The organism is Psychromarinibacter sediminicola, assembly GCF_029168335.1.
Classification (GTDB): domain Bacteria; phylum Pseudomonadota; class Alphaproteobacteria; order Rhodobacterales; family Rhodobacteraceae; genus Psychromarinibacter; species Psychromarinibacter sediminicola.
The window spans coordinates 36,833-49,136 of record NZ_JARGYC010000034.1 but is presented as its reverse complement, the minus strand read 5'-3'; the positions used below and the strand labels follow the sequence as shown (position 1 = coordinate 49,136).

Genomic DNA, 12,304 nt, shown 5'->3' with positions numbered 1-12,304 from the left:
GATAGCGGTTTTCCCATGATCCACCTCCACATATAGTGAATCACAAACCCTTCCTTATGGGAATCCCCGACTCTGGTTTTCCGCACGAGGCTCTATTCGAACGAAGGCGATCCGCGCGAACCCGTTCATGTGCATGTCATGAAGGACGGTGGCGAAGCCAAGTTCTGGCTCGGACCGCCGGTGACACCCGGGCGGTCCGCCGGCTTTGACGCGCGGACGCTGCGCAGGGTATCAAGGATCGTGAGCGATCACGCCTCGCAGATAGAGGAGGCCTGGAATGAGCACTTCCGCGACTGAGGTCCGGTTCGACGACGACACGATGTGGCTGTCGCTGGAGGATGGCCGGACCCTCGGCGTGCCGCTGGCGTGGTTTCCCCGGCTGCTGAACGCGACGCCGGCGGAGCGGGAGGCCGTCACGCTCAGCCCGTTCGGTCTGCATTGGGAGGCGCTGGACGAGGATCTGTCCGTCGAAGCGCTGCTTGCAGGCGAGCGGCCGGATACGCGGGCCGCCTGACGGGTTTGCGGGCCGCTTGAGGGCGTGGCCCGCCCGTCCGCTACCGCGTCACCAGCAGGACCGCGCCGCCGACCACGAGCGCCGCCACCAGCACCAGCCGCGCCGTCACCCGCTCGCCCCGGAACAGCAGCACGCCGAACAGGAGCGACCAGAACGGGGCGAGCGCCACGAGCGGCGATACCAGCGTCACCTCGCCCAGCGAAATCGCGGCGTTCAGCGACAGGATGCCGAGGCCGTTGATCACCCCGCTCGCCGCGAAGAGGCCGAGGGCGCGGGGGTCGTGCGGGATCGCCGCCGGCGCCCGGCCCGCGCGCCAGCGGACCATGAGCCCCAGCACGGCGGTCGAGGTGGTGGCGGTGACCAGCGCCGCGAAGAACGGGCTGGGCAGGTCGGTCAGGCCGACCTTCAGCGCCGGCTGCACGATGCCGCGCGCCGCGGCCGCCGCCAGCGGCAGGAGCAGCGCCCAGAGCGGCCAGCCGCGCGCCACGCCGCGGCGGCCGATGGCCGAGAGCGACAGCCCGGCGATCATCAGCGCCAGCGCCAGCGCCCCCTGCAGGCCCAGCCGCTCGTCCAGCAGCAGTACCGCCGGCACCACCGCGAAGACCGGCGTGAAGGAGCCGATGGCCGAGGTCAGCGCCGGGCCGACCCGGCCCACGGCGGCGATCTGGAACCCCTGCCCCGCCGCCGGGAAGAACAACCCCACGGCGAGAAACAGCGCCGCCGCGCCGGTCGCGAACCAGTCGAGGCGGATCATGAACGGCGCCAGCAGCCAGAGCATCGCCGCCATGCCGCCGACCGACAGGAACGCGCCGGTCAGCCCGTCGGCGCCGCGGAGCGCGCGGCCCTGCACGAAGACGTTGAAGCCGAAGAGCACCCCCGCCGCCAGCGCCAGCAGGAGCGGCAGCCAGGAGACGCCCATTCAGGTCGGATCCCGCCAGCGGTTCACCACCGGATAGCGGCGGTCGAGCCAGAACGAGCGTTTCGACAGCCGGGCGCCGGGGGCCGACTGGAACCGCTTGTACTCGCTGACATAGATCAGGTTTTCCACCTTCTTCACGACGGCGCGGTCGAAGCCCTTGTCGACCACCTGAGCGACGGAGGACTCGTTGTCGATCAGTTCTTCGAGGATCACGTCGAGCTCTTCGTAGGGCGGCAGCGAATCCGCGTCCTTCTGGTCGGCGCGCAGTTCGGCCGAGGGCGGCTTGTCGATGACGCGGGGCGGGATGACCTCGCCCGCCGGGGCCTTCATCCACGGCCGGTGGTTGGCGTTGCGCCAGCGGCAGGTCTCGAAGACGCGGGTCTTGTAGAGGTCTTTGATCGGGTTGTAGCCGCCGGACATGTCGCCGTAGATCGTGGCGTAGCCCACCGCGACCTCGGACTTGTTGCCGGTGGTCAGGAGCATCTCGCCGAACTTGTTCGACAGCGCCATGAGCAGAAGGCCGCGCAGGCGCGACTGGATGTTTTCCTCGGTCACGTCCGGCTTTGTGCCCTCGAAGAGCGGCGCGAGGGTTTCGGTGACGGCGGCGCGGGGGCCGGAGATCGGGACGTAGTCGTAATGGCAGCCGAGCGCCTTCGCCACGGCCTCGGCATCCTCCAGCGAATGCTCGGAGGTGTATTCCGACGGCAGCATGACGCAGCGCACGTTGTCGGGGCCCAGCGCGTCGGCGGCGATGGTGGCGACGAGGGCACTGTCGACGCCGCCGGAAAGGCCGAGGAGCGCCTTGGAGAAGCCCGTCTTGCGGAAGTAGTCGCGCACGGCCTCGACCATGGCGCGGTAGTCCTGCTCCCACGCATCGCCCTGCGGCACCTCCGTACCCTCGACGATGTGCCAGCCGGCGTCGTCGCGCACCAGTTCGATGGTGCGGATGTCCTCGTCGAAGGCGGGCATCTGGAAGGCCAGCCGGCCGTGGGCGTTCAGCCCGAAGGAGCCGCCGTCGAAGATCTGGTCGTCCTGCGCGCCGACCATGTTGAGGTAGATCAGCGGCAGCCCGGTCTCGACCACGCGGGCGACCATCTTGTTGAACCGCGTCTCCAGCTTGCCGCGGTAATAGGGCGAGCCGTTGGGCACGAAGAGGAACTCGGCCCCGGTCTCGGCGAGCGTTTCGGAGACGTCCGCGTGCCAGGCGTCCTCGCAGACCGGGATGCCGAGGCGCAGGCCGTCCAGGCCGCAGGGGCCGGCGAGCGGGCCGGGGGTGTAGAGGCGGCGTTCGTCGAAGACGGTCTCGTTGGGCAGCTCGTGCTTGCGCACGGTGCAGGCGATGCGGCCGTCCTTCAGGATGAAATAGGCGTTGTAGAGGCGGCCGTCCTCGAAGAGTGGCCCGCCGACGCCCAGCGCGGGGCCGTCGGCGGTGTCGGCGGCCAGCGCCTGCACCGCGTCCATCGCGTGGTGGTGGAAGGCGGGCCTCATCACCAGGTCCTGCGGCTGGTAGCCGGGGATGAACATCTCGGGCAGCGCCACGAGGTCGGCGCCGGCGTCCTTGCCCTGCCGCCACGCCGCGTAGGCGCGGTCGGCATTGGCCGGGATCGCGCCGACGGTGGGGTTCAGCTGTGCCAGGGTCAGGCGAAACCGGTCGGCCATGTCTCTCTCCGCATCGTGAGTTGCGTCTTAACAGATGCTTCGGCCATGGAAAGCCGATTGCCCGGGAAAAACGTTGCCCCCCCGGGGTCAAGCCCTTAAGTTTCAAGCAAGACAAGGATATCCAGGATGAGAACCGTCCGCATGGGAGGCAACGTGCAGAGAGTCCGGGCAGTGTCGGCGCTGGCCGCCGTCGTGGTCGTGGCCGCGGGGGCCGCCGCCGCGCAGGAGGGCGGCGAGGTCCAGGTCAAGCAATACGAGGACGGCGGCGTCTACGAGGGCACGTTCCAGGACGGCAAGCAGCATGGCGAGGGCACCTACCGGCTGCCCAACGGCTACGAGTACACCGGCGACTGGGTCGAGGGCGAGATCCGCGGCCAGGGCGTGGCGCGCTTTCCCAACGGCTCGGTCTACGAGGGCGCCTTCGAGAAGGGGCGGCCGCATGGCGTGGGCAAGATCACCTTCGCCGACGGCGGCACCTACGAGGGCGAGTGGGTCGACGGCAAGATCAACGGCGAGGGCACGGCGGTCTATGCCAACGGCGTGACCTATACCGGCGGGTTCAAGGACGCGATGCATCACGGCCAGGGCCGGATGGAGAGCCCCAACGGCTATGTCTACGAGGGCGACTGGGTCGAGGGCGTCAAGCAGGGCGAGGGCCGGATCATCTATCCCGACGGCGCCGTCTACGAGGGCGACATGGTCGACGGCCAGCGCGAGGGCGAGGGCAAGCTGACCATGCCCTCTGGGCTCGTCTACGAGGGCGAGTGGGAAGACGGCCAGATCAGCGGCACCGGCACCCTGACCCAGCCCAACGGCGACGTCTACGAGGGCGAGTTCGTCGGCGGCGAGCGCGAGGGCCAGGGCACCGTCACCTATGCCAACGGCGACGTCTACGAGGGCCAGTTCCTGGACGACCGTCGCCACGGCCAGGGCACGTTCTACGGCACCGATGGCTATGCCTACCTCGGCGAGTGGGTCGCCGGGCGGATCGAGGGCGAGGGCCAGGTGACCTATCCCGACGGCTCGATCTATGTCGGCGAGTTCCGCGACGACCTGGCCGAGGGCCAGGGGCGGATCATCTATCCCGACGGTTCCAGCTACGAGGGCGAATGGCGGGCCGGCGTCATCGAGGGCGAGGGCCGGGCGGAATACGCCAACGGGCTGGTCTACGAGGGCGAGTTCAAGGACGCCAAGAACCACGGTTACGGCACGATGACCTACACCGACGGTTACACCTACGAGGGCGAGTGGCGCGAGGGCCAGCGCCACGGCGAGGGCACCGCGACCTATGCCGACGGCACCGTCTACGAGGGCGAATTCGTCGACGGCAAGCGCGAGGGCTTCGGCAAGATCGTGATCCCCGACGACCCCGAGACCGAGGAGAACGAGAGCTTCACCTACGAAGGCCAGTGGAAGGACGGCGAGATCCACGGCGAGGGCAAGGCGATCTACTTCAACGGCGACGTCTACGAGGGCATGTTCGAGAACGGCCGCCGCCACGGCCAGGGCACGATCCGCTATGCCTCGGGCCAGGTGGCCAGTGGCATGTGGTCGGACGGCATCCTCGACCAGACCACCGCCGAGATCACCGGCGCGGAGAACGGCGGCGCGGGGAACGGCGGCGACGGCACGGTCACGGACTAGGCGGGTGGTCGCGCCGCGCCCGGTCATCCATCACATCCCGGTCTGCCCGTTCTCGCAGCGGGTCGAGATACTTCTGGAGCTGAAGGGCTGCCGCGACGCGGCGGCCTTCGACGTGATCGACATCACGCGGCCGCGGCCCGACTGGCTGTTGCAGAAGACCGGCGGCACCACGGCGCTGCCGGTGATGGATCTGGGCGGGGGCCGGGTGCTGAAGGAAAGCATGGTGCTCTTGCGCTATGCCGAAGAGGCGCTGCCGGGGCCGGCGGTGGCGCGGACGGACCCCTATGAGCGGGGCGTCGAGCGGCTGATGGCCACCCGCGAGGGGCCGTTCGCGATGTCCGGCTACCTGTTCGTGATGAACCGCGACCGGGCGAAGACGGCGGAGAAGCGCGAGGCGCTGCTGGAGCATTACCGCTGGCTGTCGGCGTTCCTCGACCGGCACAACCCGGAGGGCACCTACCTGTTCGACAGCTTCGGGCTGGCCGAGGCGATCTATACGCCGATGATGGCGCGGTTCTGGTTTCTCGACTATTACGAGGGGTTCGACCTGCCGGAGACCGCCGACTATGCCCGCGTGCGGCGCTGGCGCGACGCCTGCCTGTCGCATCCGGCGGCGCAGCAGGTGAGCTACGAGCGGATCGTGAAGCTCTACTACGACTATGCCGTGGGCTGCGGCAACGGGGCGCTGCCCGAGGGGCGGCGGGTTTCTAGCTTCACCTTTGATCCCGACTGGCGCGACCGGCCGATGCCGCCGCGCGACAAGTACGACCGGATCGCCGGGGACGCGGAGCTGGGGCTGGTGTGAGGGAGGGCGGTTCGGAGTGCGTTGGGCAAGGGCCTTGGAAGGCCCTTCTTGCGCGATTTCGAAATCGCGTGACCAAGCCGCTTCGAAGCGGCTTGCGGGCGCGGCTCGGTGGGAGGATGCTTGTCGGACGGCTGAACGAGGCCCGCGCGGAACAAGGCGAAGCCGCCGCGCAAGCGCCGCCTCTCGGCGATTGCTCTGCAATCGCCTGTCGGCAGGGCATTTCGCCAGCGAAATGCCCGAGAGACGCGCCCCCGAGCGGCGGCGCTGTGGTAGATGTTATCGCAGAGCTTGGAGGTCGCCCGCGTTTGGCCGCCATAAAGTGCGAAGCTCGACGGTCGGAGCGCCCCCGCGCGCGTCGGCCCTTGCGCGGCTTCTGGCAATACGGCCATGCCTTTCGACATCCTGCGCTCAACGAGACCGGCGTTGCCCGTCAGACCCGCGCGCCCTTCGAGAGCCGGTCCAGAAAAACCTCCGCCTCGCGCAGCACCGTCTCGCGCCGGTCCCCGTCCATCCGGTCCCAGGTGCGGTACATCTGGGCCATGCGGGGGTTGCCCTCGAACCGCGCGCGGTGGCGGTCGAGGAATTGCCAGTAGAGCAGGTTGAACGGGCAGGCATCGGGCCCCGTCTTGTCCTTCACCCTGTAGCGGCAGGATCTGCAGTAGTCCGACATCCGGTCGATGTAGCTGCCCGACGACACGTAGGGCTTCGACGCCATCAGCCCGCCATCGGCGAACTGGCTCATGCCGATGACATTGGCCGCCATGACCCAGCCGTAGGCGTCGGCGTAGCTGGCCATGTACCAGTCATGGACCTCGGCCGGGGCCACGCCGGCCAGCAGGGCGAAGTTGCCGGTGACCATCAGGCGCTGGATGTGGTGGGCATAGGCCGCGTCGCGGGTCTGTTCCACCGTCTCGGCGATGCAATGCATGTCGGTCTCGCCGGTCCAGTAGAAGGCGGGCAGCTTGCGCTGGTGGTTCAGGGCGTTGCGGCGGACGTAATCGGGGCCTTCGCGGAAATAGATGCCGCGGATGAACTCGCGCCAGCCGATGACCTGGCGGATGAAGCCCTCGGCGGCGTTGATCGGGACATCGCCGGCCTTCCAGGCGTCCTCGACCGCCCGGCAGATCTCCATCGGCGTCAGCAGGCCGGCGTTGAGGTAGACCGACAGGACGGAGTGGTAGAGGAAGCGCTGGCCGGTCAGCATGGCGTCCTGGTAGTCGCCGAAATGCGGCAGGGCGTGCTTGACGAAATGCGCCAGGGCGCGGCGGGCCTGGCTGCGATCGGTGGCGAACCGGAACGGGCGGAGGGCGCCGAAATTTCGACGAAATTTCGTGCCCACGAGGTCGAGGACCTCGTTCACGGTGTCGTCCGGCGTGAACTGCATCGGCGCCGTTTCGATGCCGTCGGGCGGCGGTTTGCGGTTGTCGTGGTCATAGTTCCACTGGCCGCCGGCCGGTTGGTCCCCGTCCATCAGCAGGCCGGTCTTGCGGCGCATTTCGCGGTAGAAATGCTCCATCCGCAGGGACTTGCGGCCTTCGGCCCAGGCGTCGAACGCCTTGGTGGAACAGACGAAGCGGTCGTCGGCGTGCCAGCGGACGGTCAGCGGGACATCGCCGCCGCGGCCGCCCAGCGCCTCGAACAGGCGCCATTCGCCGGGCTGGGTGACATGGGCCGTGTCGGTGCCGTACTGGTCGGCGCGGCGCAGGAGTTCGCCCGGGATCGAGCCGGTATTCTCCGGATCGTCCAGCCGCGTGTAGGCGACCTGCCAGCCGTCGGCCTCCAGCGCGGCGGCAAACTTGCGCATGGCGGCGAGGCAGAAGGCGATCTTCTTGGGGTGGTGGGGGACGTAGGTGGCCTCTTCCATCACCTCGGCCATGACGACGGTGTCGCGGGCCTTGTCGGCGGCCGCGAGCGCGGCGAGGGACGGGGTCAGCTGGTCGCCCAGCACGAGGACGAGGCTCACCAGGGGATCTCCCGGCCGGCATAGTCGAAAAAGCCCCCCGACTGGTCCGGCGTCAGCCCCTCGATCACGTCGAGCAGGCGGGCGGCGGCTTTGTCCGGCGTCACGGTGGCGTGGCGGCCGGCATAGGGGGCGGTCAGCGGGGTCTCGACGGTGCCGGGGTGCAGGCAGACGGCGACGGCGTCGCGATGGGTGCGGGAGAGCTCGATGGCGGCGCCGTGGATCAGCTGGTTCAGCGCGGCCTTGGAGGCGCGGTAGCCGTGCCAGCCGCCGATGCCGTTGTCGCCGATGGAGCCGACGCGGGCCGAGAGCGCGGCGAAGACCGCCCTGCCCCGCCTGGGCAGCAGCGGCAGGGCGTGCTTCAGCACCAGCATCGGGCCCAGCGCGTTGACGCGGAACAAATCGGTGAGGGCGTCGGGCGTGACCTCCTTGATCGCCTTCTCGGGGTCCGGGCCGGCGGTCAGCGCGCCGCTGGCCACGAAGACCAGGTCGAACGGCCCCTCCAGCGCCCCCAGCACCCGCGCGACGCTGGCCTCGTCGGTCACGTCCAGCCCGTCGGCCGAGCGCGACAGGCCGGTCACCCGCGCGCCGCGCGCCTCTGCTTCGGATACGAGCGCCCGGCCGATGCCGCCGGACGATCCGATCACCAATGCGTGCGCCATTGCCCCTCCTGTCTTGACCGGGGGTGAGCTAGCGCCATCCTCGATCCCGACTAGTCGCGCGGAGACCCGGCCCATGCGCCTGTCCCTGATCCTGGCCCTGATCCTTGCCCTTCTCGCCTGGCCCGCCGCGGCGCTGGAGCTGAAACTGTCGGGCTTCTACAGCCTGAACCGGCCCGCGAGCCTGGAATACGACCCGGCCTTCTGCGGGCTGTGGATCGCCAACGAGGGGCCGGAGACGATCCTGGTGACGCTGGACGGGGTGGAGATGCGGCGCTGGCGCAGCGATCTCTACCGGATCAAGGCCATCGCGTTGCAGGGCAACGATCTGATCGTCGCGGACGGGATGGGCGAATACCAGCGGGTGACCAAGGACGGCACGGCGCTGGGGCCGCCGTTCCGGCTGGGCAGCCTGCGCGCGGCGACCGAAGGCATGGTCGTGCTGCCCGACGGTCTGCTGGTGATCGTCGAGGACGACCCGGCGCGGATCGTCTGGGTGGACGAGGCCGGCGCGGTGGTGCGGCTGCTGCGGGGCGAAAGCTTCGACCCGCCGCTGACCGAGCCGCAGGGCATCGCGCGCGACCCGCGCACCGGGCACCTGCTGATCGTGGACGATTGGGAGGGAACCAATTCGCTCTACGAACTGGATCCGGAGGGGCGGCTTCTGGGCACCCTGCCGCTGATCGAGTACGGCCGCGACCCGGAAGGCATCGCGATCCGGGCCGGCGCGAACCTGCTGTTCCTGGCCTTCGACGGCGGCGCGCGGATCGCGGCGCTGGATTACACGCCGACGGTCGGCGAGAACATGGCGCTGCCCGCCCCGGGCGCCGATTGCGCGATTTCCTGAGCGCTCGGCGGACCCTCACGGTCCGTCTCGCGAGGAAGGCCGGGCACGGGCTGACGAGCGCGCCGAATTTTGGCTTTTGCTCCGGGCCGGTGCCGTGTTATGTCCCGCGGCATGATGACCGAGCCGCATATCGCGACCCTGCCCGCGCCCCGCGCGGTCCTGCCGCTCGGCCTGCTTCTGCTCCTTAGCCGCCTCTGAGCGTGCCCTTCGGCGCGACCGCTCAGAGGAGGACAGCCGCGCCACCCAACGGCTAACGGACAACAGACGGACTTCAGACATGACACGTATCGACCCAGACCGCGCCGCGTTGCAGGCGGAACCGGACCGCGTATTGATCTTCGACACCACGCTGCGCGACGGCGAGCAGTCGCCCGGCGCCACGATGACCAACGCCGAGAAGCTGGAGATCGCCCAGATGCTCGACGACATGGGCGTCGACATCATCGAGGCGGGCTTTCCCATCGCCTCCGAGGGCGACTTCGAGGCGGTCAAGGCGATCGCCCGGGCGTCGCGGAACGCCACGATCTGTGGCCTGGCGCGCGCCAACCTGGCCGATATCGACCGCTGCTGGGAGGCGGTGAAACACGCCGAGAGCCCGCGCATCCACACCTTCATCGGCACCTCGCCGCTGCACCGCGCGATCCCGGACCTGACCCAGGACGAGATGGCCGAGCGGATCCACGAGACCGTGACGCACGCCCGCAACCTCTGCGACAACGTGCAGTGGTCGCCGATGGACGCGACGCGGACCGAGTGGGACTATCTGCGCCGGGTGGTGGAGATCGCGATCAGGGCCGGCGCCACCACGATCAACATCCCCGACACGGTGGGCTATACGGCGCCGGTGGAAAGCGCCGATCTGATCCGCCGGCTGATCGCCGAGGTGGAGGATGCCGACAAGGTGATCTTCTCGACCCACTGCCACAACGATCTGGGCATGGCGACGGCGAACTCGCTGGCCGCCGTCGCGGGCGGCGCGCGGCAGATCGAGTGCACCGTCAACGGGCTGGGCGAGCGCGCCGGCAACACCGCGCTGGAAGAGGTCGTGATGGCGCTGAAGGTGCGCAACGACATCATGCCCTGGCGCACCCATGTCGACAGCCGCAAGATCATGAACATCTCGCGCCGGGTCGCCACGGTCTCCGGCTTCTCGGTGCAGTACAACAAGGCGATCGTCGGCAAGAACGCCTTTGCCCACGAAAGCGGCATCCACCAGGACGGGATGCTGAAGAACGCCGAGACCTTCGAGATCATGCGCCCCGAGGACGTCGGCCTGACCGCCACGAACATCGTCCTGGGCAAGCATTCGGGCCGCGCCGCGCTGCGGTCCAAGCTGAAGGACCTGGGCTACGAGCTGGCGGGCAACCAGCTCAACGACATGTTCGTGCGGTTCAAGGCGCTGGCCGACCGCAAGAAGGAGGTCTTCGACGACGACCTGATCGCGCTGATGCGCGAGTCCGAGATCGAGGGCGCGAACGAGCGGATCAAGGTCAAGTTCCTGCGGGTGATCTGCGGCACCGAGGCGCCGCAATCCGCCGACCTGACGCTGACCATCGACGGCGAGGACCGGCAGACCACGGCCACCGGCGACGGCCCGGTCGACGCCACCTTCAACGCGGTGCGCCAGCTGTTCCCGCATGACGTGGACCTGCAGCTCTACCAGGTGCATGCGGTGACCGAGGGCACGGACGCGCAGGCCACCGTCTCCGTCCGGCTGGAGGAAGAGGGCCGTATCGCGACCGGCCAGGCCGCGGACACCGACACCGTCGTCGCCTCGTGCAAGGCCTATGTCGCGGCGCTGAACCGGCTGCTGGTGCGGCGCGAGAAAACCGGCCCGGATTCGGACGTGAAGGCGGTCAGCTACAAGGACGCGGGCTGAGCCGCCGGGAAATTCTGGTGCGGGCGGCGGAACGGCCGCCCGGCCAGCCCGCCGGCCGCCGGCTTTCACGGATGCCGCAATCCGGAACGTGAATTGCGTATTCTTTACGGCATTTAGCGCACGATTCGAACAATCCCGAGATGCACCGAAGGCGCTGACCGCGCCCGAAACGGCACGGATCCGGGCGCTGCCGGCGGTCTTGGGCGGAAATGCGCGCACCGCCCCCCTTTCCCTCGCTTCGGCCCAACAATATAAGTCCCCCCGGTGCGGCGGCCTGAGTCCCGCGCCCCGGGATGCTTGCCCCAAGACGAAGGTCCGCGCTCATATGTCTTTTCTTTCCGGCCTGTTCTCGTCCGACATGGCCATCGACCTCGGCACCGCCAACACGCTGGTCTATGTAAAGGGCCGCGGCGTCATCCTGAACGAGCCGTCGGTGGTGGCCTACCACGTCAAGGACGGGCGCAAGCAGGTGCTGGCGGTCGGCGAGGATGCCAAGCTGATGCTCGGCCGGACCCCCGGCAGCATCGAGGCGATCCGGCCGATGCGCGAGGGCGTGATCGCCGATTTCGACGTGGCCGAGGAGATGATCAAGCACTTTATCCGCAAGGTGCACCGGCGGACGACGTTCAGTAAGCCGAAGATCATCGTCTGCGTGCCGCACGGCGCGACCCCGGTGGAGAAGCGGGCCATTCGCCAGTCGGTGCTGTCGGCGGGCGCGCGGCGCGCCGGGTTGATCGCGGAGCCCATTGCCGCGGCCATCGGGGCGGGTATGCCGATCACCGATCCGACGGGCTCGATGGTGGTGGATATCGGCGGCGGCACCACCGAGGTGGCGGTGCTGAGCCTCGGCGACATCGTCTACGCGCGCTCGGTCCGGGTCGGCGGCGACCGGATGGACGAGGCGATCATCAACTACCTGCGCCGGCAGCAGAACCTGCTGATCGGGGAATCCACGGCCGAGCGCATCAAGACTTCCATCGGCACGGCACGGATGCCGGATGACGGGCGCGGGTCCAGCTTGCAGATCCGGGGGCGCGACCTGCTGAACGGGGTGCCGAAGGAGACCGAGGTGTCCCAGGCGCAGGTGGCCGAGGCGCTGGCGGAACCGGTCATGACGATCTGCGAGGCGGTGATGACGGCGCTGGAAGCGACGCCGCCGGACCTGGCGGCGGACATCGTGGACCGGGGCGTGATGCTGACCGGCGGCGGCGCGCTTCTGGGCGAGCTGGACCTGGCACTCAGGGAACAGACCGGGCTGGCGATCTCGGTGGCGGACGAGTCACTGAATTGTGTCGCCCTGGGCACCGGCAAGGCGCTGGAATATGAAAAACAGCTTCGGCATGTGATAGACTACGAGAGCTGAGGCGCTCTCTGCGCCCCCAGGGGCGCGCCTCGCGGCGAGGAAGCCCGTGAGGGCT

At 69.0% G+C, this 12,304-nt stretch carries 11 protein-coding genes; 7 read left to right on the top strand and 4 right to left on the bottom strand.

The genetic code is table 11. The annotated features are described in order from the left end of the window. Positions 1-138: 138 nt before the first annotated feature. A complete protein-coding gene (locus tag P1J78_RS13710) occupies positions 139-297 on the top strand; it encodes a DUF4160 domain-containing protein (protein WP_275567939.1) in 159 nt (52 codons plus the stop codon). Continuing rightward, positions 278-514, top strand: coding sequence for a DUF2442 domain-containing protein (locus P1J78_RS13705; protein ID WP_275567938.1), 237 nt, complete (start codon positions 278-280; stop codon positions 512-514). The genes P1J78_RS13710 and P1J78_RS13705 overlap by 20 nt, the downstream gene beginning before the upstream one ends. A gap of 40 nt (positions 515-554) precedes the next feature. On the opposite strand, the gene P1J78_RS13700 is transcribed toward P1J78_RS13705, so the two are convergent. Together P1J78_RS13700 and P1J78_RS13695 are read right to left on the bottom strand one after the other, a co-directional pair. Then, positions 555-1,433 (bottom strand): DMT family transporter, encoded by an 879-nt coding sequence (locus tag P1J78_RS13700; RefSeq protein ID WP_275567937.1) that lies wholly within the window; start codon positions 1,431-1,433, stop codon positions 555-557. Next, positions 1,434-3,092 (bottom strand): NAD+ synthase, encoded by a 1,659-nt coding sequence (locus P1J78_RS13695; RefSeq protein WP_275567936.1) that lies wholly within the window; start codon positions 3,090-3,092, stop codon positions 1,434-1,436. 141 nt (positions 3,093-3,233) lie between these two features. Between P1J78_RS13695 and P1J78_RS13690 the strand changes: the two genes are divergently transcribed. Next, on the top strand, positions 3,234-4,736 hold the full coding sequence (locus P1J78_RS13690) for a 2-isopropylmalate synthase (protein ID WP_374213281.1): 1,503 nt from the start codon (positions 3,234-3,236) through the stop codon (positions 4,734-4,736). 4 nt (positions 4,737-4,740) lie between these two features. Continuing rightward, positions 4,741-5,541 (top strand): glutathione S-transferase family protein, encoded by an 801-nt coding sequence (locus P1J78_RS13685; RefSeq protein WP_275567934.1) that lies wholly within the window; start codon positions 4,741-4,743, stop codon positions 5,539-5,541. Positions 5,542-5,971: 430 nt separating this feature from the next. Here P1J78_RS13685 and P1J78_RS13680 read toward each other — a convergent pair whose 3' ends face one another. After that, complete coding sequence (locus P1J78_RS13680; protein ID WP_275567940.1) at positions 5,972-7,507, bottom strand: cryptochrome/photolyase family protein; 1,536 nt, start codon at positions 7,505-7,507, stop codon at positions 5,972-5,974. Continuing rightward, the gene (locus P1J78_RS13675) at positions 7,501-8,163 is read right to left on the bottom strand and encodes an SDR family NAD(P)-dependent oxidoreductase (RefSeq protein WP_275567933.1); all 663 of its coding nucleotides are present in this window, start codon (positions 8,161-8,163) and stop codon (positions 7,501-7,503) included. Before P1J78_RS13675 ends, P1J78_RS13680 begins: the two co-directional genes overlap by 7 nt. A 73-nt stretch (positions 8,164-8,236) precedes the next feature. On the opposite strand from P1J78_RS13675, the gene P1J78_RS13670 reads away from it, so the two are divergent. From P1J78_RS13670 to P1J78_RS13660, 3 genes are all read left to right on the top strand, one after another. Continuing rightward, positions 8,237-9,007 (top strand): YjiK family protein, encoded by a 771-nt coding sequence (locus P1J78_RS13670; protein ID WP_275567932.1) that lies wholly within the window; start codon positions 8,237-8,239, stop codon positions 9,005-9,007. A gap of 277 nt (positions 9,008-9,284) precedes the next feature. After that, on the top strand, positions 9,285-10,886 hold the full coding sequence (locus tag P1J78_RS13665; RefSeq protein WP_275567931.1) for a 2-isopropylmalate synthase: 1,602 nt from the start codon (positions 9,285-9,287) through the stop codon (positions 10,884-10,886). A gap of 325 nt (positions 10,887-11,211) precedes the next feature. Further along, positions 11,212-12,249: a rod shape-determining protein gene (locus P1J78_RS13660; protein ID WP_275567930.1), complete on the top strand. Its 1,038-nt coding sequence runs from the start codon at positions 11,212-11,214 to the stop codon at positions 12,247-12,249. Positions 12,250-12,304: the final 55 nt, after the last annotated feature.

Excerpts from the sequence above, each read along its gene's own strand:
- P1J78_RS13700 (WP_275567937.1), bottom strand. The coding sequence starts at position 1,433 with ATGGGCGTCTCCTGGCTGCCGCTCCTGCTGGCGCTGGCGGCGGGGGTG.
- P1J78_RS13670 (WP_275567932.1), top strand. The coding sequence starts at position 8,237 with ATGCGCCTGTCCCTGATCCTGGCCCTGATCCTTGCCCTTCTCGCCTGG.
- P1J78_RS13665 (WP_275567931.1), top strand. The coding sequence starts at position 9,285 with ATGACACGTATCGACCCAGACCGCGCCGCGTTGCAGGCGGAACCGGAC.
- P1J78_RS13710 (WP_275567939.1), top strand. The coding sequence starts at position 139 with ATGAAGGACGGTGGCGAAGCCAAGTTCTGGCTCGGACCGCCGGTGACA.
- P1J78_RS13695 (WP_275567936.1), bottom strand. The coding sequence starts at position 3,092 with ATGGCCGACCGGTTTCGCCTGACCCTGGCACAGCTGAACCCCACCGTC.
- P1J78_RS13660 (WP_275567930.1), top strand. The coding sequence starts at position 11,212 with ATGTCTTTTCTTTCCGGCCTGTTCTCGTCCGACATGGCCATCGACCTC.
- P1J78_RS13690 (WP_374213281.1), top strand. The coding sequence starts at position 3,234 with ATGGGAGGCAACGTGCAGAGAGTCCGGGCAGTGTCGGCGCTGGCCGCC.
- P1J78_RS13705 (WP_275567938.1), top strand. The coding sequence starts at position 278 with ATGAGCACTTCCGCGACTGAGGTCCGGTTCGACGACGACACGATGTGG.
- P1J78_RS13675 (WP_275567933.1), bottom strand. The coding sequence starts at position 8,163 with ATGGCGCACGCATTGGTGATCGGATCGTCCGGCGGCATCGGCCGGGCG.